General features: G+C 65.4%; 18 protein-coding genes and 1 pseudogene. 7 read left to right on the top strand and 12 right to left on the bottom strand.

Translation table 11 applies throughout. From position 1 onward, the window contains the following. The 6 genes from hisD (at position 1) to QM741_RS07690 (ending at position 5,578) form a co-directional block, all read left to right on the top strand. Positions 1-1,290, top strand: a complete 1,290-nt coding sequence (gene hisD, locus QM741_RS07715) for a histidinol dehydrogenase (RefSeq protein WP_415207132.1) — start codon at positions 1-3, stop codon at positions 1,288-1,290. A gap of 1 nt (position 1,291) precedes the next feature. Beyond that, entirely contained in the window at positions 1,292-2,044 is a 753-nt protein-coding gene (locus tag QM741_RS07710; RefSeq protein ID WP_415207131.1) for an SDR family NAD(P)-dependent oxidoreductase, read from the top strand. Between the two features lie 28 nt (positions 2,045-2,072). Beyond that, a complete protein-coding gene (locus QM741_RS07705) occupies positions 2,073-3,065 on the top strand; it encodes a fumarylacetoacetate hydrolase family protein (protein WP_415207130.1) in 993 nt (330 codons plus the stop codon). Between the two features lie 38 nt (positions 3,066-3,103). Next, positions 3,104-3,559: a VOC family protein gene (locus tag QM741_RS07700; protein WP_415207129.1), complete on the top strand. Its 456-nt coding sequence runs from the start codon at positions 3,104-3,106 to the stop codon at positions 3,557-3,559. Between the two features lie 31 nt (positions 3,560-3,590). After that, positions 3,591-4,739, top strand: coding sequence for an alpha/beta hydrolase family protein (locus QM741_RS07695; protein ID WP_415207128.1), 1,149 nt, complete (start codon positions 3,591-3,593; stop codon positions 4,737-4,739). Between the two features lie 71 nt (positions 4,740-4,810). Then, on the top strand, positions 4,811-5,578 hold the full coding sequence (locus tag QM741_RS07690; protein ID WP_415207127.1) for an SDR family NAD(P)-dependent oxidoreductase: 768 nt from the start codon (positions 4,811-4,813) through the stop codon (positions 5,576-5,578). A gap of 78 nt (positions 5,579-5,656) precedes the next feature. Here QM741_RS07690 and QM741_RS07685 read toward each other — a convergent pair whose 3' ends face one another. Beyond that, the gene (locus QM741_RS07685; protein ID WP_415207126.1) at positions 5,657-8,032 is read right to left on the bottom strand and encodes a TonB-dependent receptor; all 2,376 of its coding nucleotides are present in this window, start codon (positions 8,030-8,032) and stop codon (positions 5,657-5,659) included. Between the two features lie 424 nt (positions 8,033-8,456). Here QM741_RS07685 and pobA point away from each other — a divergent pair. Next, positions 8,457-9,632 (top strand): annotated as a pseudogene (gene pobA / locus QM741_RS07680) (4-hydroxybenzoate 3-monooxygenase). Positions 9,633-9,821: 189 nt separating this feature from the next. On the opposite strand, the gene QM741_RS07675 reads toward pobA, so the two are convergent. The 11 genes from QM741_RS07675 to QM741_RS07625 all read right to left on the bottom strand — a co-directional run bounded on the left by QM741_RS07675 (position 9,822) and on the right by QM741_RS07625 (position 21,346). After that, a complete protein-coding gene (locus QM741_RS07675) occupies positions 9,822-10,790 on the bottom strand; it encodes a Gfo/Idh/MocA family oxidoreductase (RefSeq protein ID WP_415207125.1) in 969 nt (322 codons plus the stop codon). Between the two features lie 24 nt (positions 10,791-10,814). Continuing rightward, on the bottom strand, positions 10,815-11,687 hold the full coding sequence (locus QM741_RS07670; protein WP_415207124.1) for a class III extradiol dioxygenase subunit beta: 873 nt from the start codon (positions 11,685-11,687) through the stop codon (positions 10,815-10,817). A 1-nt stretch (position 11,688) separates the two neighbouring features. Then, positions 11,689-12,141, bottom strand: a complete 453-nt coding sequence (ligA, locus tag QM741_RS07665; RefSeq protein WP_415207123.1) for a protocatechuate 4,5-dioxygenase subunit alpha — start codon at positions 12,139-12,141, stop codon at positions 11,689-11,691. A 41-nt stretch (positions 12,142-12,182) separates the two neighbouring features. Then, entirely contained in the window at positions 12,183-13,121 is a 939-nt protein-coding gene (locus tag QM741_RS07660; RefSeq protein ID WP_415207122.1) for an amidohydrolase family protein, read from the bottom strand. 11 nt (positions 13,122-13,132) lie between these two features. Then, positions 13,133-13,807 carry a 4-carboxy-4-hydroxy-2-oxoadipate aldolase/oxaloacetate decarboxylase gene (ligK, locus tag QM741_RS07655; protein WP_415209092.1) on the bottom strand — a complete coding sequence of 225 codons (675 nt, stop codon included), beginning with the start codon at positions 13,805-13,807 and terminating at the stop codon, positions 13,133-13,135. A 28-nt stretch (positions 13,808-13,835) separates the two neighbouring features. After that, the gene (locus QM741_RS07650; RefSeq protein WP_415207121.1) at positions 13,836-14,864 is read right to left on the bottom strand and encodes an amidohydrolase family protein; all 1,029 of its coding nucleotides are present in this window, start codon (positions 14,862-14,864) and stop codon (positions 13,836-13,838) included. Continuing rightward, positions 14,861-15,586, bottom strand: a complete 726-nt coding sequence (locus QM741_RS07645; protein WP_415207120.1) for a substrate-binding domain-containing protein — start codon at positions 15,584-15,586, stop codon at positions 14,861-14,863. Before QM741_RS07645 ends, QM741_RS07650 begins: the two co-directional genes overlap by 4 nt. Continuing rightward, complete coding sequence (locus QM741_RS07640) at positions 15,583-15,909, bottom strand: hypothetical protein (RefSeq protein ID WP_415207119.1); 327 nt, start codon at positions 15,907-15,909, stop codon at positions 15,583-15,585. Before QM741_RS07640 ends, QM741_RS07645 begins: the two co-directional genes overlap by 4 nt. 201 nt (positions 15,910-16,110) lie before the next feature. Beyond that, positions 16,111-17,463 (bottom strand): hypothetical protein, encoded by a 1,353-nt coding sequence (locus QM741_RS07635; protein WP_415207118.1) that lies wholly within the window; start codon positions 17,461-17,463, stop codon positions 16,111-16,113. Positions 17,464-17,568: 105 nt separating this feature from the next. Next, on the bottom strand, positions 17,569-18,735 hold the full coding sequence (locus tag QM741_RS07630) for a glycoside hydrolase family 172 protein (protein ID WP_415207117.1): 1,167 nt from the start codon (positions 18,733-18,735) through the stop codon (positions 17,569-17,571). A gap of 52 nt (positions 18,736-18,787) precedes the next feature. Next, positions 18,788-21,346, bottom strand: a complete 2,559-nt coding sequence (locus QM741_RS07625; RefSeq protein WP_415207116.1) for a TonB-dependent receptor domain-containing protein — start codon at positions 21,344-21,346, stop codon at positions 18,788-18,790. Between the last annotated feature and the right edge of the window lie 116 nt (positions 21,347-21,462).

Here is a 21,462-nt window from a genome sequence, read left to right as displayed (position 1 = left end):
ATGATCCGCCATATCAAGCAAGGCAAGCCAGCCGACGCCAAGGCCGAACTCAACGCCCAAGTCCGCGACACCGTCGAGAAGATCATCGCCGACATCGAGGCGCGCGGCGAAGCCGCCGTGCGCGACTATTCCGAGAAATTCGATAGATGGAACCCGCCATCGCTGCGGCTGACCCAGGAGGAAATCCACGCTTGCATCGACAGCCTGCCGGCGCAGGCGATCGAGGACATCCAGTTCGCCCAAGCGCAGATCCGCCGCTTCGCCCAGATCCAGCTGCTGTCGCTGCGCGACGTCGAGGTCGAGACCCTGCCCGGCGTGGTGCTCGGCCACAGGAACATCCCGGTCAACTCGGTCGGCTGCTACATTCCCGGCGGCAAGTACCCGCTGCTGGCCTCGGCGCACATGAGCGTGCTCACCGCCAAGGTCGCCGGAGTCAAGCGCGTGATCGCCTGCGCCCCGCCATTCGACGGCAAGCCCTCGCCGGAGATCATCGCCGCGATGGCCCTAGCCGGCGCCGACGAGATCTACGTGATGGGCGGCGTGCAAGGCGTGGCGGCGATGGCGCTGGGCACCGAGCACATCGCGCCGGTGGACATGATCGTCGGCCCCGGTAACGCCTACGTCGCCGAGGCCAAGCGCCAGCTGTTCGGGCGCGTGGGCATCGACCTGTTCGCCGGCCCGACCGAGACGATGGTGATCTGCGACGACACGGTGGACGCCGAACTGGTCGCGGTCGACTTGCTCGGCCAGGCCGAGCACGGCCCGACCTCGCCGGCCTACTGCATCACCACCAGCAAGAAGATCGCCGAGGAACTGCCAGCCGCGATCGAGAAGGTGCTGGCGCGGCTGGATACCGCGCCGATCGCCCGCGTGTCCTGGCGCGACTATGGCGAGATCATCCTGTGCGACACCGACGAGGAGATGCTGGCCGAGTCCGAGCGGCTGTGCTCCGAGCACGTGCAAGTGATGACCCGCGACCCGGACTGGTTCCTGCAGCGCATGACCCGCTACGGCGGCCTGTTCCTCGGCGCGCGCACCAACGTCTCCTACGGCGACAAGGTGATCGGCACCAACCACACCCTGCCGACCATGGGCGCCGGCCGCTACACTGGCGGTCTGTGGGTCGGCAAGTTCATCAAGACCCATACCTACCAGCGCATCCTCACCGACGAAGCCAGCGCAGCGATCGGCGAAGTGTGCTCACGGCTGTGCGCGCTGGAGCACTTCTCGGGCCACAAGGAGCAGGCGGACATCCGCGTGCGCCGGCTCGGCAAGAAGCAGGCGGCCTGAGGTGGGCGACACGCGCGCGGTTGCGGTCGTCACCGGCGGCGCCGGCGGGCTGGGTGCGGCGATCTGCCGCGCGCTGGCCGAAGCCGGCCTGCGCGTGGTGGTCACCTGGCGCAGTTCCGCCGACGCGGCGCGTGCGTTGGCCGCCGCGCTGCCTGGCGACGGCCATCTCGCCTTGCAGGCGTCGGTGACCGACAGCGCTTCGTTGCAGGCGCTGGCCGCGTCGGTTCAAGCCGAATGCGGCCGCGCCGACGTGCTGGTCAACTGCGCCGGCACCACGCGCTTCGTCGCCCATGCCGACCTCGATGGACTGGACGACGCGCTGATCGACGAGATCCTCGCCACCAACGTGCGCGGCGCGATCGCCGCGACCCGCGCCTTGCTGCCGTTGTTGCGCGAAAGCGCGTTGCCCGGCGGCGGCGTGGTGGTCAACATCAGCTCGATCGCCGCGCGCACCGCGATGGGCAGCAACATCGCCTACTGCGCGTCGAAGGCGGCGCTGGACAACCTCACCCTGTCGCTGGCGCGCGCGCTCGCCCCGCAAGTGCGGGTACTGTCGGTCGCGCCGGGCTTGGTCGATACCGACTTCGTCAAGTCGCTCGACGTGGTATGGCGCGACAAGCAATGCGCCAGCACGCCGCTGGGCCGGCTGGCCGCGCCGGAGGAAATCGGCCGCGCGGTCGCGGTCGCGGTGCGCGACCTCACATTCTCGACCGGCTGCACCATTGCGGTCGATGGTGGCCGCCCGCTGCTCTGATCTTCCTTCGCAACACGGAAACCTGACGATGAAATTCGCTTCCCTCCGCAACGGCAGCCGCGACGGACAGCTGGTGCTGGTTTCGCGCGACCTGCGCCGCGCGGTCGATGCCGCGCACATCGCGCCGACCCTGCAAGCCGCGCTGGAAAACTGGGTCGAACTGGAACCGCAACTGCAAGCCCTGTACGCGCAACTGCAAGCAGGCCACGCCGAAGACGCATTCGATTTCGACCCGGCGCAGGCGCTCGCGCCGCTGCCGCGCAGCCACCAATTCGTCGACGCCTCGGCATTCCTCAACCATGGCAGAATCATGGACGAGGCCTACAAACTGACCATCAAGAAAACCCCCGGGATGAGCGTGATGGTGCCGCGCCAGGGCGACGATTTCCGCGGCCCACGCGGCGACTACGAATTTCCCGACGTCGAGGACCAGTGCGATTTCGAGGGCGAATTCGCGGCGATCACTGACGACGTGCCGATGGGCGCGACGCCGGAACAGGCGCAAGCGCACATCCGCCTCATCACCTTCATCGACGACGTCAGCATGCGCAAGCACCTGATCCGCGAAATCCAGATCGGCTTCGGCCTGATCCAGGCCAAGCCGGCGACGATCTTCGCCCCGGTCGCGGTGACGCCGGACGAACTCGGCGAGGCTTGGCAGAACGGTCGCGTCGCGCTGGACATGCGGGTTGCGCGCAACGGCAAAGCGTTCGGCCATCCGAACGGGCGCGAGATGGACTGGAGCTTCGGCGAACTGATCGCGCAGGTCGCCTACAACCGCCGCCTGCGCGCCGGCTTCGTGCTCGGCTCGGGTACGGTGTCGAACCGCACGTATCGCGAAGTCGGCTCGGCGTGTCTGGCCGAGCAGCGCGCGGTCGAAACCATCGACCACGGCGAAGCGCGCACGCCGTTCGTGCAGTTCGGCGAATCGCTGCAATTCGAGGTGCTCGACGACGCCGGCGCATCGGTGTTCGGCGCGATCGACGTGCGCTTCGTGCAAGCCGCGCGCGCCGCCGGTTGAGCGTTACCCTTGCTTTATCCATGCCGCAGGTTTCCGCCATGTCGAACGAATCCCCCGCCAGCGCCGCCGTCGCCGCGTTGCCGCTGAAACACCACCACGGCGCGATGAGCGTGCCCAGCCTCGATGCGGCGATCGCGTGGTACGCGCGCGTGCTCGGCTTCGAGCTGGAAGTGCGATTCCCGATCCCGGCTATCCCGGCCGACGTGGCGATGCTGCGACGCGGGCCGATGCGCATCGAATTGTTCGAAGTGCCGAACGCCAATCCGCTGCCGCCGGAACGGCTGGAACCGAACAGCGACAACCGTACCCACGGCAACAAGCACGTCGCCTTCGCCGTGCCCGATGTCGATGCCGCCGCCAAACATCTGCGCGCGCAGGACGCGGACATCGTCTGGGTCAAGCGCTTCCCGTGGGGCGCCAACGTCTTCCTGCGCGACGTGGCCGGCAATCTGATCGAACTGGTCGAGCAGCCGGATCTGTGGCACGGCGACTGAGGCCGGCATCCCCGTTGAACTGGAGACACCCATGTTCGAACCCTTTCCCGGCAACTACGTCTGGAACCTGCAGACAAACCTGGCTCTGGTCTGCGGCGGCAACCACGGCGAAATCGATGTCGCCAACCGGCCGCTGATCGAAGCGGCCAAGGCCGGCGCCGACGCCGGCTCGGCGCAGTTGTTCGACAGCTGGATCGCGGTGGCCGACCAGGTCGCGCGCAACGCCGAAGCCGACGAGGCCGCCGGCTATCTGCTGTCGGCCGGCAGCAAGTACCTGCGCGCGTCCAGCTACTATCTGTCCGCCGAGCGCATGCAGAGCCGCGACTATGCGCCGCGCTGGGTCGCCTACGACAAGGGGCTGGCGCTGTACCACAAGGGTTCGGCACTGCGCGGGCTGCATGTGGAGAAGGTCGAGATCCCGTATGAAGGATCGAGCTACACCGGCATCTTCATCCACGACGGCAGCGGCACGCCGCGGCCGACCCTGGTGTCGGTCAACGGCCTGGATTCGATGAAGGAGCAGGTCAACATGGCCGGCCACGGCGCGGTCAACCTGGAGCGCGGCATCAACACCCTGTTCGTAGACCAACCCGGCACCGGCGAGGCGATCCGCAAGCGTGGCCTCGTTGCCGTCTATGACGGCGAGCGCTGGGGCTCGCCCGCGTTCGACTACCTGTTGACCCGCAGCGACGTGATCCATTCGAAGATCGGCATTTTCGGCCTGTCCTTCGGCGGCTACCACGCCCCGCGCATCGCCGCCAACGACCCGCGCTACGCGCTGTGCGCGGTGATGGGCGCCAACCACGTCTGGGGCAAGCGCCAGCGCGAGCGGGTGCGGAACGAGGGCGAGAACCCGGTCCCGCACTACTGGGACCACGTGATGTGGGTGTTCGGCTTCGACGACCGCGACGCCTTCCTCGACTACGCCGACCAGATCACCCTCGACGGCCAGGTCGAGAAGATCAAGGTGCCGTTCCTCGTCACCCACGGCGAGAACGACCGGCAGATTCCGGCCTACAACGCGCAACTGTCCTACGAGCAGGCAGTGAACTCGCCCAAGCGCCACCTGCGCATCTTCACCCGCGCCGATTTCGAGATCGAGCATTGCGGCGCCGACAACGGCACGGTGATGCGCGATTACATCGCCGACTGGTGCGCGGAGACCTTCGCCGGACTTTGATCCGCGCCGGGGCCGGTTCCGGCGCCGAAGGCCCGCACTTCCCCATTCCTTCCCATGACGGATCCACCTCCATGAACCGACTCAACGGCAAGCTCGCCATCGTCACCGGCATCGGCAGCGGCATCGGCAAGGGCTGCGCGCTGCGCTTCCTCGCCGAGGGCGCACAGGTGCTGGGCTGCGACCTCAACGCGCAGGCCGCGCAGGCCAGCGTCGAAGAGGCGCGCTCGGCCGGCCACGTCCTGCACAGCCTGCATCCCTGCGACCTCACCAATCCTGCCGACGTCGATGCGCTGGTCGCCGCGGCGCTGCGCGAACTCGGCGGCATCGACATCCTGGTCAATGCCGCCGCCTGGGGCGCGTTCGAGTTCATCGAGCAAATGGATTACCAGCGCCAGTGGAAAGCCACGCTGGCCGGCGAAATCGACGTGGTGTTCCTGGCCTGCAAGGCGGTGTGGCCGCACATGAAGGCGCGCGGCGGAGGCGCCATCGTCAATTTCGCCTCGGCCAATGCCTACGAAGCGCTGGCCGGATCGGGCGCACTGGCGCACTGTGCCGGCAAGGGCGCGGTGCTGGCGATGACCCGGCAACTGGCGATGGAAGGCGGCCCGCACGGCATCCGCGCCAACACCATCTCGCCGGCGCTGGTGGTCACCGGCGCGACCCAGCCGCGCCTGGACCACGAGCCCGGCTTCAGGGAAACGGTGCTATCGAAGATGATGATCCAGCGCCTGGGTACGCCCGACGACATCGCCTGGTGCGCGACCTACCTGGCTTCCGACGAGGCCGGCTGGGTGACCGCGGCGGACTTCAAGCTCGACGGCGGCGCCACCGCCTGGTAGCGCCGCCGCGAAAGCCCGTCGCTGCCTGCGCGGCCGCGACCCGTGCAAAACGCGGGCCGCGGCGGTCGAAAAGCGGGATCAGTCGAAGTTCCAGTTCAGGCGCAGGCCGGCGTAGCGACTGGCGTCGCGTGCCGGCTGGCCGGTGATGGCCATCGCCGAATCGCTCCAGATGCCGCTGAAGTTGTCGGTGACGTTGACCAGGTAGAACTTGTCGAACACGTTGTTGACGAACAGCGAGGCGCTGAACTTGCCCTGATTCCATTTGGCAGTCAGCGACAGGTTGAAGATGCCGAAAGCCGGTTGGTAGGTATAGGGGTTGTTGTCCGCCTGCATGTTGGTGCCGCTGCGCCAGGCATACTGGCCGGACAGGGTCAGGTCGGGTCGCGTGCCGCCATTGCCGGACCAGGTGTAGTCCGCGCCGACGTTGGCCTTGAATTTAGGCGCGTCCGGCATCGGCTTGCCCGAGAGGTCCTGATAGGTGCCGTCGACGCAGCCCTCGGCCTCGGTCTGGCTAGTGTTGCCGCCCCAGCAGGGCGCGCCCTTGAAGTCCACGAACACGGCCTGGATCCAAGCGATGCTGGCGTTGAGGCGCAACGCCTCGGTGGCGGCGAAGTTGAGGTCGGACTCGAGGCCGCGGGTACGCGCCTTGCCCGCGCTGGACAGGTGCAGGTCAGCCAAGTAGCCGTTGGTGGTTTCGTAGGTCTGTACCTGATAATTGCGGTACGTGGTCTGGAACAGCGCGCTGTCGAGCGTCAGCTTGCGGTCCAGCAGCGCCAGCTTCAGGCCCAGCTCGAAATTGTCGACGGTTTCGTTGTCCACCGGATCCAGCGGATCGTTCGAGGAGAGCGAGGCGGCGGTGTTGAAGGCCATCGGCTTGTAGCCGCGGGCATAGGTGATGTAGCCCATGGCATCGGGCGAGAAGCGCTTGCGCAGCGAAATATCGCCGACCCAGATGTTCTCGGTGGCCTCGTTGCTGCTGTAGTAACCGTCGTAGATATCGTTCTTCCAGTAGCTGACCGTGTCGTGGTTGAAGCGCAGGCCGGTCAGCAGGTCGAAATTGTCGGGCAGCTTCCAGGTGACGCGGCCATACGCATCCAGGGTCTTGGTGTCCGAATTCAACACGTATTGGTAGGGATTGGCGAACATCGCGCGCACGCCGCTGCTCCAGACGTCGGTGTCGGAATAGAACACGCCGGCGACGAAATTGATCGGCCCGTCCAGCGGCGAGGCGATCTTGAATTCCTGCGACTTGGTGGTCGGCTTGAGAATGATGTGCTGCGAGTTGTCCCAGGACGCGGCGCAGAAGGGGGGAATGGCCAGTTCGCTGCACACCGTGGCGGTAAGCTCGTTCAACCAGTAGGTCGCGGTGACGCCGGCATCCTGCACCATGTCCTGGCGCTCGTGCTGATAGGCGGTGGTCGAACTGAGCGTGTAGTCGCCGAGGCGCCAGTCGACGTTGGCGCTGAAGTCGCTGCCGACGGTCTTTGCACGCATGTCTACCGGCGAGTTGTAGTCGGTGTTGCCCCAGTGCGGGGTGATGCCGGCCATCACCTCGTCGTAGGCGATGCCGTTGTACGCAGTGCCCGGGAAACGGCTGTTGAATATGGCCTGCTGGGTCAGATATTGATAGGTGAAGCTGCCGCCCTTGGCATCGATCTCGTAGCCGTGCGCAGCCAAGGTGATGTCGAGGTCGTCGTTCGGATGCAGTAGCAGCTTCAGGCGCCCGCCGTCGCTGTCGGTGGTCGAATCCTTCCCGGTGGCGATGTTGTGGATCGGCAGATCCACCCGATGCTCGTAGGCCGACAGGCTGAACTGGGCGCTATCGCTGATCGGCCCGGAGACGAAGCCGTCCAGCTTGTATTCGCCGTCGCCGGTGGCCAGGGCACTGAACGAGCCACTCCAGTAGTCGGTCGGTTTGCGCGTGACCAGGTTGATCACGCCGGCCGAGGCGGCGCGGCCGCCGAGGGTGGACTGCGGACCCTTGAGCACTTCGACGTTGGCGAGATCGGACAGTTCGTTGACGCCAGCGGCGTCGGAGGACACCGGTACGCCATCCACCATGATCAGCACGCCCGAGGTCAGGCCGACGGTGGCCTCGTCGGCGTTGGTGGAGATGCCGCGCATGGCGATCGGCACGCGGCCATTGTTGCTGCCCTTGAGCTCCACCGACGGCACCAGCTTGTTGAGGTCAGAAATGTCGCTGGCGTTGGCGTTCTCCAGCTGCTGCGACGTCACCACCGCGGCGGCCACCGGCGTTTCCTGCAGGCGCTCGCTGCGCTTCTGTGCGGTCACCACGACGTCACCGAGCGTCGCGGCAGCCTTTGCCGTGGCCGGGTCGGTCGTCGCTTCCGCCTGCTGGGCCTGCGCGATGGCAGGTAACGCCAAGGCAGCGAAGATCGCCATGGCCAGACGCTGCCGCGCGTGCGGCGTGTGTGTCGAATGCTGCAAGGACATGATTTGTCACTCCTGGAATGTTGATTTTTCGAACCGTTGAGGCCGCGGCGGATGCCGGCCGCAGTCGCGCTCCTGAGGGCTTCGACATGCGCCAGCCGCATCCGTGGACCGAGCATCGGCATGCTAGCGAGCCCGCCGCGACCGATGAAATCGACATTCGCCATAGCAGCCAGCTATCGCGGCGATTTGTGCGTTGCACAATCGCATGGCAGGCACGGATTCCGCGGATAAAAACCGCTTCGTCGACGCGCGCCGTCGATGCATTCGCCGGCGCCATGGCCCGAATCGCCACAAACGATTGGTCCGCGGCCGTTATCGCCGCCTACAGTGCGACCGCCCTGCGCCGGGCAGTGCGCGCGACTGTATGCCGGCTTGCAGGCCACCGCCCCCTTCATGCAAGCATCCCCTTACTTCGCCTTCGCGGATTCGCACCCAGGTCGCCATCGTCGGCGCCGGCCCGTCCGGGCTGTTGCTGGCGCAATTGCCGCACGTAGCCGGCATCGAGGCAGTGGTAGTCGAACGTCAGTCGCAAACCTACGTGCTGGGCCGCATTCGCGCCGGCGTGATCGAACAAACCACGATGGACCTGCTGCGCGGGGCCGGCGTGGCCGAGCGCGCCGAGCGCGAAGGTCCGGCCACCACGGCATCGAACTGCTGTTCGCCGGCAGCCGCCATCGCATCGATCTACATCGGCTCAGTGGCGGCCGTCAGGTCACCGTGTACGGCCAGACTGAAATCACCCGCGACCTGATGGGAGCGCGTGCGCAAGCCGGGTTGGCTACTCTGTACCGGACGACCGACGTCACCCTGCATGGCTCCGACGGCAACCGGCCGCACGTGACCTGCACGGTCGACGGCTGGCGCACGCGCATCGACTGCGACTTCATTGCAGGCTGCGATGGCTATCACGGCGTCAGCCGCGTCAGCGTTCCCACCGGCGCCGGCGCCTGCCACGAGAAGATTTAGATTTATCCGTTCGGCTGGCTCGGCCTGCTCGCCGACACCCCGCCGGCGGCGACGAACTCGTCTACGCCAACAGCCCGCGCGGCTTTGCCCTGTGTAGCATGCGCAGCGCGACCCGCAGCCGCTACTACCTGCAGCTGTCGCTGGGCGAGAAGACGGAAGACTGGAGCGACGAGGCGTTCTTGGACGAACTGCGGCTGCGCCTGGATCCGGAAGCAGCCGAACGGCTGGCCACCGGACCGTCGCTGGAAAAAAGCAGCCCCACTCCGCAGCTTCGTCGCCGAGCCAATGCGCTTCGGCCGCTTGTTCTTGGCCGGCGACGCCGCGCACATCGTGCCGCCGACCGGCGCCAAGGGCCTGAAGCTGGCCCCCACCGATGTCGGCCTTTTGGTCGAAGCGCTGGCCGCGCATTACGCCGACGACGACGCCGTACTCGACGAGTATTCGCATCGCTGCCTGCAGCGCATCTGGAAGGCCGAGCGCTTCTCGTGGTGGTTCACCTCGCTGATGCACCGTTTTTCCGAACCACAGCGGCTTCGACCAGCGCCTGCAGCTGGCGGAACTCGACTACGTGGTCGGTTCGCACGCCGCCAGCGCAGCACTGGCCGAAAACTACGTCGACCTCCCGCCGCATTGATTTCCTTCCCGATCCCGATTCCGCCGACGACAACCTGCGCCAAGCCGCGCTGACACGGATCCATCGCCCGTCGGCTACATGGCCACACGCCGGACTCGGCTACGCGCGCTGACGCAGCGTCTGCACGCGGCCGAGCACGCCCTCCAGGGCATTCCAGCCTCAATCCGGTTGGCCGGCGCGCGGCCCCTCTCAGCCGGCCGACTGCAGCTGCCGTTCCATCTGTTGCAGCACCCGGTAGCAGGGCAGAACCTGGGCCACGCTGGAATTCGGCTCACGCCCTTCGCGGATGGCGGCGAAGAACTCGCGGTCCTGCAGCTCGATGCCGTTCATCGACACATCGACTTGGCTCACGTCCACCGGCGTCTCGGGGCCCTTGCTGTGCGTCTGCACAAGGTCATCATAGCGTGCGATGTAGGTGGCGGTGTCGCCGATGTAGCGGAAGAAGGTGCCCAGCGGGCCGTCGTTGTTGAAGCTCAAGGAGAGCGTGCAGATCGCGCCGTTCTCGGCCTTGAGCTGGATGCTCATGTCCATCGCGATGCCCAGGTCCTTGTGGATCGGGCCCTGCACGGCGTTGGCCTTCGCGATCGGGCTGCCGGCCTGGTAGGCGAACAGGTCCACCGTGTGGGCGGCGTGGTGCCACAGCAGGTGGTCGGTCCAGCTGCGCGGCTGGCCCAGCGCGTTCATGTTGGTGCGGCGGAAGAAGTAGGTCTGCACGTCCATCTGCTGGATGTTGAACTCGCCGGCGGCGATCTTCTTGTGCACGTACTGGTGGCTGGGGTTGAAGCGGCGCGTATGGCCGACCATGGCGACCTTGCCCGTCTTCTTCTGCAGGGCCAGCACCTCCTCGCCGTCCTTGAGCACGTCGCACAGCGGGATCTCCACCTGCACGTGCTTGCCGGCCTCCAGGCAGGCCTTGGTCTGCGCGGCATGCATCTGGGTGGGCGTGCAGAGGATGACGGCGTCCACTTCCTTGAGAGCCAGGCTCTCGGCCAGGTCGGTCGTCACGTGCTTGATGTTGTACTGGTCCGCGACTTCCTTGGTCTTGCCCAGGTCGCGGCTGATGAGCGAGACGACTTCGACGCCGTCGATGTTCTTGATGCCGTCCAGGTGCTTGATGCCGAAGGCGCCGGCACCGGCCAGGGCTGCTTTGATGGTCATGTAGGGGTTCCTTTGTTCGCGGACTCAACGGGGTTCTTCGAGGATCAGGTGGCCGACCGCCGTGTTGGAGGCCGGCACGTGGAAGAAGCGGTGCGCCACCTTCGGCGGCGGGCCTTCGCCGTTCACGTCGGCCATCGCGCCGCGGGCGATCAGCCACATCACCAGCTCGATGCCCTCGCTGCCGGCCTCGCGCACGTACTCGATGTGCGGCACCTTGGCGAGTTCCACCGGCTCGGCGATCAGGCGGTCGAGGAACCTGTTGTCCCAGTCGGCGTTGATCAGGCCGGCGCGCGCGCCCTGCAGCTGGTGGCTCATGCCGCCGGTGCCCCAGATGTGCACGTTCAGGTCCTCGTCGTAGCTTTCGACGGCCTTGCGGATGGCGCGGCCCAGGTTGAAGCAGCGCTGGCCGCTGGGCACGGGGTACTGCACCACGTTGACGGCGAAGGGGATCACCGGGCAGGGCCAGGCGCCTTCCTTCGGGTCCTTCTCGCCGCATAGCAGCGACAGCGGCACCGTCAGGCCGTGGTCCACGTCCATCCTGTTGACGATGGTGAGGTCGAAGTCCTGCTGGATCACGCTCTGCGCGATGTGGCTGGCCAGCTCGGGGTGGCCCACCACCTTGGGCACCGGGCGTGGGCCCCAGCCTTCGTCGGCCGGCTGGTACTCGGCGGCGGTGCCGATGGCGAAGGTCGGGATCATCTCCAGGCTGAAGGCCGTGGCGTGGTCGTTGAAGACCAGGAAGACGACGTGGGGCTTATTGTCCTTCATCCACTGGCGCGAGAACTCGTAGCCCTTGAAGAGCGGTTGCCAGTAGGGTTCATGGGTCTTGCCCAGGTCCATCGCGGCGCCGATGGCGGGCACATGCGAGGTGTAGACGGATGCGGTGATGCGGGCCATGTCAAGCCTCCTTGTTCCTGCGGTGGGCGGCGCCGGCGGCACCCTGGGGCTGGTTCTGCGGCTGCGCGTCGCCGTCCTCGCCGAGGTAGCGGTTGCCTTCGACGCGGCGGCCGCCGCCGATCATCATGTCGCGGTATTCCTGCTCGGTCATGCCGGTCATGCTGCCGGCCATCTGCTGGAAGCTCTTGCCGTCGGTGGCGCCGATCTTCGCCAGGAAGTAGATGTTGCCGCCGGTGCGCATGCACCAGTTCAGGTCGCGTGCCAGCACGGCCTGCTTCTGCTCCTCGGTCATCGGCCACTCGTCGAGGTAGGCGCGCTCGTCGGCCTTGAAGCGCTCGCGGTTCTCGGCCTTCATGAGGCTCATGCAGAACTGGTTGAGCCAGTAGCCTTTGCGGCTCTGGTCCGCGTCGAAGATGATCGTGCCGGGCACGTCGAGGTAGGGTTTGTCGAGCATTGGATGTTGTGCGTTTCGGGTTTTCGCTGAACGCCAAACGTTCAGCGCTCAACCTCTTCCGGCCAATAGAGGCGCATCGGGTTGTCCACCAGCAGCTTCTTCTGCAGCTCGGCCGTCGGCGCGATGTGCGGGATGAAGTCCACCAGCAGGCCGTCGTCGGGCATGTGGCCCTTGAGGTTGGGGTGCGGCCAGTCGGTGCCCCACAGCACGCGGTCGGGGAACAGCTCGACCACCTTGCGCGCGAAGGGCACGACGTCGCGGTAGGCGTTCCGTTCGCCGTCGAGCGCCGGTGGGCCGGCGACGGACAGGCGCTCGGGGCAGCTCACCTTGCTCCATACGTTGCGGTGCTCGCGCATGAACTTCAGGAACAGCGCGAACTCCGGACCGTCGATGGGCTTGCCCACGTCGGGCCGGCCCATGTGGTCGACTACCACGATGGTGGGCAGCGCGGTGAAGAAGTCCCACAGCTCGGGCAGGTCCACCGCCTCGAAGTAGATGACGACGTGCCAGCCGAGCTTGGCGATGCGGCCGGCGATCTCCAGCAGCTCGTCCTTGGGCGTGAAGTCCACCAGCCGCTTGACGAAGTTGAAGCGCACGCCGCGCACGCCGGCCGCGTGCAACTGCTGCAATTCCTCATCGCTGACGCTGCGGCGCACCGTAGCCACGCCGCGCGCCCTGCCGCCCGAAGCCAGGCAGGCATCGACCATGGCGCGGTTGTCGGCACCGTGGCAGGTGGCCTGCACGATCACGTTGCGTGCAAAGCCGAGGCGATCGCGCAGCGCGAACAGTTGCGCCTTCGACGCGTCGCAGGGCGTGTATTTGCGCTCCGGTGCGTACGGAAATTCGGCGCCGGGGCCGAACACATGGCAATGCGCGTCCACAGCGCCGGCAGGCACTTCGAATCGCGGCGCGCCGGGGCCGTCGTACCAGTCCAGCCAGCCCGGCGTCTTCTCGAACGGGCCCGCGGTCGGCTTGCCCATCAGCCTCTCCTTCAGTCGATGTAGCGCAGGCCGGCGACCGCCAGCGGTTCGCGCATCGCGTACATGTCCAGGCCCAACACACCGCTGGCCAGCTTCTCGCGCTTGGCGCCCTCGTTGGCCTCGCGCTTGCGCGCAGCCTCCAGCGTGGCCGCGGCCATGGCGCGCGGCACGCAGACCACCCCATCGTCGTCGGCAACGACCACATCGCCGGGCGTCACCAGCACGCCGGCGCAAACCACCGGGATGTTGACCGAGCCAAGCGTCGCCTTGATCGTTCCCTTGGCGCTGATGCAGCGGCTCCACACCGGGAACCGCATTTCGCCCAGCGTCTTCACGTCGCGCACGCCAGCATCGATCACCAGCGCGCGCGCGCCGCGCGCTTGGAAGCTGGTCGCCAGCAGGTCGCCGAAGTAGCCGTCGTTGCATTCAGCAGTGATCGCCGCGACCACGATGTCGCCGGGGGAAATCTGTTCGGCCACCACGTGCATCATCCAGTTGTCGCCGGGATGCAGCAGTACGGTGACGGCGGTGCCGGATACCTGCGCGCCGGGATAGATCGGCCGCATGTAGGGTTTCAGCAGGCCGACGCGGCCCATGGCCTCGTGCACCGTGGCCGAACCGAACGCGGCCAGCGCGTCAGTTGTTTCGCGGTCGGCGCGTTCGATGTTGCGATACACCACGCCCAGTTCGTACATGTCTGCGCTCCTTCCGATTTCAATGTCCGCGCGCCTTCAGCGCCGCATCCAGGCGCGGGTACGCACGCCGCGCATTGTCTTCGAATATCTTGTGGCGATCGGCGTCGCTGAAGCGCGGCGAGGCATCGACATAGCGCTTGGTATCGTCGAAATAGTGTCCGGTGTCCGGGTCGATGCCGCGAACCGCACCGATCATTTCCGAGGCGAACAGGATATTGTCGACGGGAATGACCGTACCCAGCAGGTCGATGCCCGGTTGGTGATACACGCAAGTGTCGAAGAACACGTTGCCCAGCAGCGCCTGGCGTGGCTCAGGCTTTTTCAGCATCTGCGCCAGCCCGCGGAAGCGCCCCCAGTGGTAGGGCACCGCGCCGCCGCCGTGCGGAATGACGAAGCGCAGGGTCGGGAAATTCCTGAACAGATCATCGGTCAGCAGTTGCATGAAGGCAGTGGTGTCGGCGTTAAGGTAGTGCGCGCCGGTAGTGTGGAAGCAGGCGTTGCAGCTGGTGGACACGTGCACCATCGCCGGTATGTCGTATTCCACCAAGGTTTCGTAGACCGGATACCAATGGCGATCGGTCAACGGCGGCTCGCGCCAATGGCCTCCGGACGGATCGGGGTTTAGGTTGACCGCGACGAAGCCGTATTCCTCCACGCAGCGGCGGATCTCGGGGATGCAGGTGGCCGGGTCCACGCCCGGCGATTGCGGCAGCATCGCCGCGCCGATGAAGTGATCCGGGTAAAGTTGCGAGACTCGGAAACACAATTCATTGCAGATCGCCGCCCAGGTGCTGCTGACCTGGAAGTCGCCGACATGGTGAGCCATGAAACTTGCGCGCGGGCTGAAGATCGTCAGGTCCGAGCCACGCTCGCGCATCAACTTGAGCTGATTGAGTTCGATCGTTTCGCGCAGTTCGTCGTCGCCAATCGACAGATCGGACGCCTTCGGCGCCTGCGACGGATCCTTGATGCCGGCGACCTGGCGCTCGCGCCAGTTCTCCAGCGCCTTAGGCGCAGTGGTGTAATGGCCGTGGCAGTCGATGATCATGCGGATGTCCGGGAAAGGTTGGAAGGCAACGGAATGGGTTGCATGCCTTCGCGCCGCTTGGCCGGCTCCGCCTCGGGCGAAGCCATGAAGGACAGCAGCCGGCGTACGATGTCGGCGTTTGGCGAACCGGCAACCACGCCGGCCGAGAACACCGTATCGATGGCGATGGCCGGCGGCAACGGCCCGACGATGCAGATGCCTGGCACGTGGATCAGTTCGCTCAACTGCTGGAAACCCAGCGCGACCTCGCCGCTGGCCACCAGCGTGGCGACCGGCACACCCGGCGCGGCCTGCACCGTGCGCGACGCCAATTCCCTGGCGATGCCCCAGCGTTCGAACAACTTCTGCAGCGCGACTCCGCTGGGGCCTGTGGAATAGCCGATGCTGGATGCGGCTAGCACTGCGTCGCGCACTGCGTCCTCGCTGCTGATGTCCGGATGCGGGCTACCCGCCAGGACCGCCACCGCCGTTCCCGACAACATCAGGTCCACCTTGCTGCCGGCGACCACGCGTCCCGACGCCAGCAGGCGATCGAGGGCGTCGCCGGCTAGGAACACTGTGTCGAAGGCTTCGTTGCCGCCCTGCACGCGTTTCACGGCATCGACACCGCCGACCGCCTCGATGGCGATCGGCTCGCCGCCGCCGGTCTGCCAGACGGTGATCAGTTCGGCCAGTACCCGGCGCGTGGCCATCGACGAGATACCCTTCAGCGGAAGGCTCACGTGCGCTTCACGCAACCGAACAGGATATCGCCGTACGGCGCCAACGTCGCAATCTCGATCTTCATGGGCCGATTGTCTCGCCATCGGATTCGCAATGCCCGCCGAATCTTGCGATACGGCGCATCGGCAACATCGATGCCTTTGAATGCTGCCGCTCGCCCGAAAGTTTCCCCGCCCGCAACGGCCTCGAGAATCCGCAATCCGGTCGGTCGAACCGCCGGAAAGATTCCCGACAGACGACGATCAGACCAGTTCCGCGTCGAGCGCGCGGTGCATCTCCTGCGCAAAACCGATCGCGCGCTTTCCCGGATCGCCGCGGACACGGGATTATGCGATAAGAGCCATATGAAACGCGCAGCCCGCCGCTTGCTGGACCGTACGCGGACGATCGTGCGCAGGGAGCGCGCCGAGTTCGCAACGTGGCGACGACCGATGTCTTCGCCGCACCCGGCGCCAACCCACCCCGTCAGGGTTTTCGAAATCCTGCAAGCACCTGATCGAACCGGCGAAGCGGAGCGAATTCGCTATTCCGGTTTCTTTCCCGTCTCGACCCACTCGATCACGTCGTTGACCGCAGGAACGATCTGTTCGGGAGTGAATCCGCAATGGGCGAGGCCCGCCATGCCGGAACCGAGCACGTGCGGGTCTTCCTTCTGCGGCACCGGCCGGTCGACGAAATTGTCGGCGTTGCCGGCTTGCGCGATGGCGTCGCGCAGCTGCGGTTCGTTGACGTCGGTCGACACGAGCGGGTCGACCGCGTTGTAGATCGAGATCAGTTTCGCTTCGAACTTGCCGGTTGGTTTATACCATTCGTTGGCTTTGGCCACGGCGGCGGGATCGGCGTGCACACGTTCGATGTCGCGGTTCAGCGCGGCGTTCTCGGCTTCGGAAAGATGCGGGCTCGAATAGGTCTTGTGCGTGTTGTCGTAGATCATGCCGCCGAACGTGGCGTTGAGATCGTCCTGGCCGAGCGCGACGGTGGCGAGCGGTACGGCGAACGCGGCCGGGTCCTTCACCGTGCCGGCGACGGCGACGATGTTGTCGATGATGCGGTCCTCGACGCCTCCCGGATTCGTCTTGGCAGCGGCGAACAAGGCCAGCACCGGGCCGCGCAGGCGCGTGATCTGCACGATGATCGAGACCGGTGCGATGGAACTGAGCGGCCCGGAGGGAAACGTCGCGAGAGCCGAATGCGCGATGCTCTTGTCGCCAGGCAATTCGTAGGTCGTGCCGCGCGTGAAGTAGTTGTACGCTGCGCGAATGTCGATCAGCCAGCCGATCTCGTGCGGCCAGTCGCCGACCACGCCGCAGGCGGCGATCGCGCCGGCGAAATCGTGCGGGTATTTTTCGATCATGCCCATCGTGATGTTGCCGCCCATCGAGCCGCCGAACATGTAGGCGCGCGTGGAGCCCAGTTTGTCGGTGAATTGCTTCAACCGGTACGTGTTCTCGATCGCGCTTTCCACCGCCATGCCCGATTTGTCGTAGGCGCTCTCGCCGACGGCGAAGCCGCGCGCGTAAGGTGTCTTGAGCACGCCGAGCGTGTCGTGGTCGAGCGGGTCGGCCGCCGCGGTGAGATTGTTGCGGGCACCGGGTGCGCTGTAGCCGTTTGCCCAGAGCACGACCTGTTTGTTCCAGTGCCACGGAATGAGGAGGCTGAACGAGCGCCCTTCGAGCATGCCGTTCAAGCGCAGGCCGCCGTCGTCCGTGTGCGTGCCCGTGAGCGACGTCGCACCGGCTTTCTGCGCTGCGCCGACGAGCGCGGCCTGTGCGTCGTCGAGTCCGGGTACGCTGCGGCTGATGTACCAACTGCCGCCGACGCCGAGGGCGAACACGAGCAGCAGCAACGCGACGACGAGCAGGATTATTTTTTTCATGGCAGGCTTCAAATAAAGGTCCGACATGCCGTTTCAGATCAAGAAGGAATCCACGCACGACCTGCTTCGCGGGCACGTCCGGATAAAAAATCGGCAAACAGGGTACTAGCCTCCATTGCCCGGCCCGCCCGTCGGCTGCACGGCCGGCAGCCGTTCGTTCACCGGAGGAAGTTTCGGAAACGCGGCGTGCGGCTCGGCCTGGTACCAATAGGCCACGGAGTAGTAGCTGTCGGATCGATGATTGGCTGTGCCGTGCTCGATCGTGGCGCGGAAGGATTTACGGAACGGAATCGGCGAATCGAGATGGAAGCGATAGACGCTCGAACGTCCGCCTGCCGACTCCGCGCCGACGACGGGGGCGCCGTACAACGCGTACGAAAACGGCTTGCCGCCGAAGTTCCATGCGCCAAGGAAATAGTCTTCCGAGCCGGTGCCGACGATCGAAGGGTTCTTTTCTCCGTCGACGAAGAACATCTCGTCGCCTTCGCCCCACCAGTCGTCCTGGTTTTGCAGCACCGACATCGTCACGCCGACGAACTGGCCGTGCCCTTTGGCCTCCATCCAGACGTAGTTGTCGGCGCCGTCGGTGTTCGGCTTGTTCACGATCTTCGGATCGCCGTTGTTGCGCCAGTCGCGGCTCCAGCCCTTGTTGGGCTGCGCCTGGCGGTATTGCGCGTGGAAGTACAAGGTATCGGGCGGCAGCGGCGTTGCATACGTGCGATAGTCGATGTTGTAGTAGAGCGCCTGGATCGGTTCCTGGCCTTCGTTGGATACGGTGATACGAGCGTGTTTGGCAAACGGCATCGGGAAATAGCAGTTCAATGCCTTGACGCTGCCGACCGACAGCATCTGCGACTGCCAGTTGTGATAAGTGCCGAGCCCCAATCCGAAGAAGTCTCCGATCGGCGTTTCGACGCTGGGCGTTGCCTCGCCGTCCCAATACATGCGCAGCACGATGCGCTTGAGATGCAGCGGTTCGTCGTCGGCAAGGGTGAACCAGATGTGGGAGATCGTGCCGGGGCCGTCGGCATCCATAACCGTAATGGCGCCGCCCGCTTCCACCTTGCGCGAGTCCGCGTTGGCGCCGGTCGGGTCGGTGCTCGAGACATGATGCGGGGTATAGGATTGCTGGCGCGTCAGATCAGGCTGCCGTGCTTCCTGCGCGGACGCGCTCCCTGCGGCGAAGGACATCATCGCGGCGGCCAGTGCGGCGCACGGCGTGAACCCTGCCGCGCGATTTGCCGGGCGTTTGGCGGTCGCAATTTTTCTCATGCGGCGCAAGCCTCGAATTGAAAGGACATGCAATGGCTTCTCGTGCGCGTCCTCAGAAGCTGCCGGACAGCCGCAGCATCCAAGTGCGCGGTTGAATATACGTGACTTCGTGCCACGGCACTCCGGCGACGACTTCGCCGGAATACGAGGCGTTGATGGCGCGCTTGTCGAAGGCATTGTCGAGGGTCAATGCCAGCTCCGGAGCGGTCGGCAGGGTGGGCAAACCGATGCGAACCTGGGCATTGATCTGGTTGTAGTTGAATACCGTGTCCGATTGGCCGACGCCGAAGGTGGCGCGGCCGACATAGGCATCGGTCAGGAATCCGCCCCAGTACCAGTTTCCCATGCTGTGCTGGTAGTCGAGCGTCGCACTGCCTTGCCACTTGGGCGACAGCGGCCACTCCGAGCCTTTGGGCACCAGCTCCGATTCGACCGCGGTGATGAAGTCCGTCGTTGTCCTTGCGCGGTCGTAGGTTCCCGATATGCGGAACTTCAAGCCGGGCACCGACGAAAACAGGTACGCCAGCGACGTCTCGAAACCCTTGCTGATGACGCCGCCGACATTGTCGATGTACGCCCCCAGACCGTTCGACACGAACACGAGGACCTGCGGATTTTTCCAGCGCTCGTAGAACGCGGTGGCATCGAATTGCAGCCTGTTGTCCAGCCACTTCGAGCGCAGGCCGATTTCGTAGTTCCAGATCGTGTCGGTCTTGAACAGCGAGGGTGCGGGCTCGGAGGCGAAGAAGCCGGAATTGCCCCATTGCACGCCGCCGACGCGATAGCCTTTCGAGACGAGGCCGTACAGCATGACGTCGTCGTTCAGATGCCACTGCAGCGAGGCCTTGGGATTGAATCCGTGTTGCTTGACGGTCTTGTCCAGGTGCTGCCCATTCGGAAACCCGGTCAGGTCCAGCAGCAGGCCGCCGTTGTCGACCGTGCCGCCGGACGAGGTGTCGTACAAGCGCCCGCCGAAACTCGCTTCCCAATCGCCGAACTTGCGCGACACGTCGAAGAACGCGGCAAGTTCTTTCACGGTCACGTCGACGTTTGCGATCTGGTAAGCCGGCTGGCCCAGCTCGATCCAGGCCTGTCCCGCGCCGGCGCCGAGCGCCGCGTCGACGAGGCCGGCGGTTTCCGCCAACGACAACGATGGGTCGCCGAGCGGGAAAGCGCCGTATTGCGAGACGCTCTGATGCGAGGCGAACACGCCGGCGACCCATTTCCCGGGCGAATCCGCGTCGTCCTTCGACACGAGGCGGAATTCCTGGCTGAACGACGTCGAATGGTCGTAGGTGTCCTGCAGCAGGATCGGCAAACCGCCGCCCGGAACGACGTGACCCGAGGCTTCCGCGTTTTCGATGAACTGCTTCCAGACGTAGCCGGAATCGGAAACGAAATTGAACGCCCCGAAATCGTATTGCAGCTTCAGCGAGGTCAGGTCGTATTGGCTGCTCCAGGGACTCGCGCGCAGGCGGTCCTGAGTTTGCAGAAGGCCGTTTTCATTGTCCGCGTCGGCTTCGTCGTGCCTCGTCGTGCGCTGCGAGGCATAGGTAAGCGAAGCCTGGAAGTCGTCATTCGGTTTCCATGCGAGGATCGCGCGCTGGCCGCTCTGGTGGCCGCGGTTGGCATCCTTGTCCCGGTTGAGAATATTGTCGATCCAGCCCGGCAAACCCGAGTCGTAGGCGACTACGCGCAATGCGAGCGTATCGCTCGTGAGCGGGACGTTGACCATTGCGCCGCCGCTCCAGGCCTGGTCGCCTGCGCTGACTTGGCCGTATTCGGCGTAATACTTTCCGTCGAAAACACCGAATTCGGGTTGCTCCGGCACGTAGCGAATCGCGCCGTTGAGCGCCGATGCGCCGAACAGCGTGCCTTGCGGGCCCTTGAGCACTTCGACGTTCTCCATGTCGAACGGGTTCGGATCGAGCATCACGTGCGGCACGTAGGCATCGTTGAACGAAATGTCGTCGAACAGCACGCCGGTCGTCGCGTTCGTGTCTCCGTCATTGGTGATGCCGCGGATAGTGATTCGGGAGGTGGTGCCGTCCTGCATCGACACATTCACGCCGGGGACGAGCTCCGCAATGTCCACGATGCCTTGCGCGCCGCGTTGCTCGAGCTCGCTGCCCGAGATGGCCACGATGCTGGCGGGAATCGATTCGACCGATTCCTGGCGCTTCGTTGCGGTGACGACGATCGATTCGAGTTGCGTCGATGCGGGTTTGGCGGCGGGCGGGGCTTTCTGGCTGCTGCCTTGCGCAGCGCCGGCCTTGATGGCGATCGTGCTCCCATCGGTGAAGTCGTAGACGAGACCGGTGCCTTTCAGCAACGCCTGCAACGCCTTCTCGGCCGATACCGTGCCGTTGAAGGCCGAGGCATGGAGATTCTGCACGAGCGCCGGGTCGTACAGCACCTGCATGTGGCTTTGCGTGGCGAACTGGCGAAGCGCGGCATCGAGCGTCCCCTGCGAGATGTGGAATGCATGTGCATCGCTCGGCGCGGGCGTGGCTGCCAACGCCGGCAATTGCGCGGCAACGCCGATCGCGAGCGCCAGTGCGCTGGCACGCGCGTGAAAACGGCTGGCCATGCCGATGGAAATCGAACGCATGAATTTGTTCCCTCGATGTTCGTTGGTGCGGTTCTTATGAACTTCCACTACCAACAACGCAGCGAGGATGGATGTCCCCTATCGAATCGAAAAATATCGGTCGGGCGGAAAGGGGA

The organism is Rudaea sp. (assembly GCF_047601565.1).
Classification (GTDB): domain Bacteria; phylum Pseudomonadota; class Gammaproteobacteria; order Xanthomonadales; family Rhodanobacteraceae; genus Rudaea.
This window is presented reverse-complemented; position numbering and strand designations above follow the sequence as displayed.

What these genes read in the sequence shown, in the direction of transcription:
- QM741_RS07700 (WP_415207129.1), top strand. Translation starts at nt 3,104, where the DNA reads ATGTCGAACGAATCCCCCGCCAGCGCCGCCGTCGCCGCGTTGCCGCTG.
- QM741_RS07695 (WP_415207128.1), top strand. Translation starts at nt 3,591, where the DNA reads ATGTTCGAACCCTTTCCCGGCAACTACGTCTGGAACCTGCAGACAAAC.
- QM741_RS07670 (WP_415207124.1), bottom strand. Translation starts at nt 11,687, where the DNA reads ATGGCCCGCATCACCGCATCCGTCTACACCTCGCATGTGCCCGCCATC.
- QM741_RS07660 (WP_415207122.1), bottom strand. Translation starts at nt 13,121, where the DNA reads ATGGGCAAGCCGACCGCGGGCCCGTTCGAGAAGACGCCGGGCTGGCTG.
- hisD (WP_415207132.1), top strand. Translation starts at nt 1, where the DNA reads ATGATCCGCCATATCAAGCAAGGCAAGCCAGCCGACGCCAAGGCCGAA.
- QM741_RS07675 (WP_415207125.1), bottom strand. Translation starts at nt 10,790, where the DNA reads ATGACCATCAAAGCAGCCCTGGCCGGTGCCGGCGCCTTCGGCATCAAG.
- QM741_RS07650 (WP_415207121.1), bottom strand. Translation starts at nt 14,864, where the DNA reads ATGATCATCGACTGCCACGGCCATTACACCACTGCGCCTAAGGCGCTG.
- QM741_RS07690 (WP_415207127.1), top strand. Translation starts at nt 4,811, where the DNA reads ATGAACCGACTCAACGGCAAGCTCGCCATCGTCACCGGCATCGGCAGC.
- ligA (WP_415207123.1), bottom strand. Translation starts at nt 12,141, where the DNA reads ATGCTCGACAAACCCTACCTCGACGTGCCCGGCACGATCATCTTCGAC.
- QM741_RS07635 (WP_415207118.1), bottom strand. Translation starts at nt 17,463, where the DNA reads ATGAAAAAAATAATCCTGCTCGTCGTCGCGTTGCTGCTGCTCGTGTTC.
- QM741_RS07630 (WP_415207117.1), bottom strand. Translation starts at nt 18,735, where the DNA reads ATGAGAAAAATTGCGACCGCCAAACGCCCGGCAAATCGCGCGGCAGGG.
- QM741_RS07705 (WP_415207130.1), top strand. Translation starts at nt 2,073, where the DNA reads ATGAAATTCGCTTCCCTCCGCAACGGCAGCCGCGACGGACAGCTGGTG.
- QM741_RS07625 (WP_415207116.1), bottom strand. Translation starts at nt 21,346, where the DNA reads ATGCGTTCGATTTCCATCGGCATGGCCAGCCGTTTTCACGCGCGTGCC.
- QM741_RS07685 (WP_415207126.1), bottom strand. Translation starts at nt 8,032, where the DNA reads ATGTCCTTGCAGCATTCGACACACACGCCGCACGCGCGGCAGCGTCTG.